Source organism: Xanthomonas sp. A1809, from assembly GCF_017746015.1.
Taxonomy (GTDB): domain Bacteria; phylum Pseudomonadota; class Gammaproteobacteria; order Xanthomonadales; family Xanthomonadaceae; genus Xanthomonas; species Xanthomonas euvesicatoria.
Window position 1 is genome coordinate 1 of the sequence record NZ_JAGHWZ010000052.1, and the last position, 1,874, is coordinate 1,874.

5 protein-coding genes are annotated in these 1,874 nt (G+C 66.6%); all 5 read left to right on the forward strand.

Going from position 1 to position 1,874, the window contains the following annotated elements:
• A partial coding sequence (locus tag J7396_RS22250) for a hypothetical protein (protein ID WP_209262168.1) occupies window positions 1-185 on the forward strand: 185 nt, incomplete at its 5' end.
• Complete coding sequence (locus J7396_RS22255) at window positions 185-364, forward strand: hypothetical protein (RefSeq protein WP_046933433.1); 180 nt, start codon at window positions 185-187, stop codon at window positions 362-364. The genes J7396_RS22250 and J7396_RS22255, both read left to right, overlap by 1 nt.
• A gap of 2 nt (window positions 365-366) precedes the next feature.
• Complete coding sequence (locus tag J7396_RS22260) at window positions 367-816, forward strand: hypothetical protein (protein WP_046933432.1); 450 nt, start codon at window positions 367-369, stop codon at window positions 814-816.
• Window positions 813-1,598 (forward strand): type IV toxin-antitoxin system AbiEi family antitoxin domain-containing protein, encoded by a 786-nt coding sequence (locus tag J7396_RS22265; protein WP_046933431.1) that lies wholly within the window; start codon window positions 813-815, stop codon window positions 1,596-1,598. The genes J7396_RS22260 and J7396_RS22265 overlap by 4 nt, the downstream gene beginning before the upstream one ends.
• On the forward strand, window positions 1,598-1,874 hold a 277-nt coding region (locus J7396_RS22270; RefSeq protein WP_209262169.1), incomplete at its 3' end, for a Ref family recombination enhancement nuclease. The genes J7396_RS22265 and J7396_RS22270, both read left to right, overlap by 1 nt.

Below are 1,874 nucleotides of genomic sequence, written 5' to 3' on the forward strand. Positions count from 1 at the left end.
CCAAGCGCTCGGCCTGGGCGCGCAGCCAAGCCAACCAGATCCGTGCGCGGCTCGACGGCATCCACAGCAAACCGGCCATTGGCGAGCGCGAGCGTAAGAGCAAAAACGCGGCGATCCAGGCCAACGAGTACCAGGCACGCAAGTTCGAACGCATCGCGGCAGCAGCAGAGAAGAGGGGGAATTGATGGACACGAACACCAACGCAGCCGACCCGCGCGCCGCGCGCCACGAGTTCCAGTCGCTTGACGACGCGACGCACTGGCTGCTGTTGCAGGGCGCCTCGTGGGCAAACGTGCACGTCGACGGTCAGGTGTGGTGCCTGGGCCGCGACGGCAGCGCAGAGCCGGTGCAGGGGAGGGCCTGACCATGGCCGAATTCGACAGTTTCACCGAGGCGACGCGCTCCGACCTGGAATGGTGGGGCTACGAATTCGCGCTGCACCGGGACATGGACTATCTCGGGCTGGCCAGCAAGAACATGCTGCAGGTGCTGATCGAGCACCGCGGCGAGATGCCGCCGCCGAACGTGGGCTTCAAGCCGCTGGAGGTGGACGCCCGCGCCCAGCGCGTGGAGGACGTGATCGGCGGCATCGCCCGGCAGGACGTGGTGATGGCGTGCGTACTGCGCGGCTACTACTGCGGGCGCGGCCGCAAGAACTTCGAGCGCATGGAGACGGCGAACAACCTGATCGCCAACGCCGGGCACGCGCCGCTGCGCCAGGGCGCCTACCTGACACTGCGCGCGGCAGGGTTCGAGCTGGTCGGCCGGCGCCTACGCCCGAACGCGATTCGGCCGCTGCTGCAGGTGGTGGCATGAAGGCCGCCGACGCGAAAGCGCTGTTCAAGACAGAGGCGCAGCTGTGCGAGGTGTTCATTCGCGACATGAACGCGCAGGCCGGCTGGACCTGCTACCCGGAGACGGCCGGCTTCGACATCCTGGCGGTGCACGATAGCGGCCGGCAGATCGGCATCGAGGCGAAGCTGGCGCTCAATGCCAAGGTTGCAGATCAGATCCTGCCAGCTGATTACGAAGCCCGATACGAGACCCAGGGCCCAGACCACCGTGCCGTGATCGTTCCATGCCTGACAGAGTCGAATTATGGGATCTCGCGGATGCTTCGGATGCTCGGCGTGGCAGTGTGGGAGCCGCACATGGGATGGACGAAGAAGGGAGAGCGGCCGGAGTTCAGCATCGAGCAAAACCTGCGCTACGACAGCTATGTGGCCGAGGGCGGAAAGTATTGCGACCTGGGGTTGGCGCACTGCCTGTTCGACTGGAATCCGGCAAAGCGGTGCGACGTGCCGGAACATGTGCCAGATGTTCCAGCTGGTGTTCCGGCGCCGGTGCGCTGGACGCCTTGGAAAGCGGGGGCACTGCGCGTGCTGGCGCTGCTCAAGACCCAGGGGTACATCACCACCAAGCAGATCGCGGCGCAGGGTATCAGCCCGTCTTTCTGGACGCAGAGTTGGCTAGCGCGCGCTGCTGAGCGTGGGCAGTGGGTGGCCACCGATAAAACGCCATGGCATCACTGCGATCGGCACCCGGTGGAATATGCGGCAGCGCTGGCAAAGGTGACTGCCGGCGAGGTGGTCGCGTGATGCGGCACAGCACCGGCACGCCGACAGCCGAGGAGGTGGCGCGGTTCGAGCTGTCGAAGGAAGGGCCGTGCATGGCGTGCGTGGTGCGCATGGCGGCCGGCCTGCTGCCGCAGCAGTTGGTGGTGGTGGGCTGCGACTACAACCACTGCAAGAGCGGCAACCGCCGGCGCGGGCACCTGTTCGGCTATGCGCTGTGCGTGTGGCACCACCGTGCGCACCCGATCCCCGGTCAGACGACCAGCAGCACCCGCGAGCGCTACGGCCCATCGCTGATGG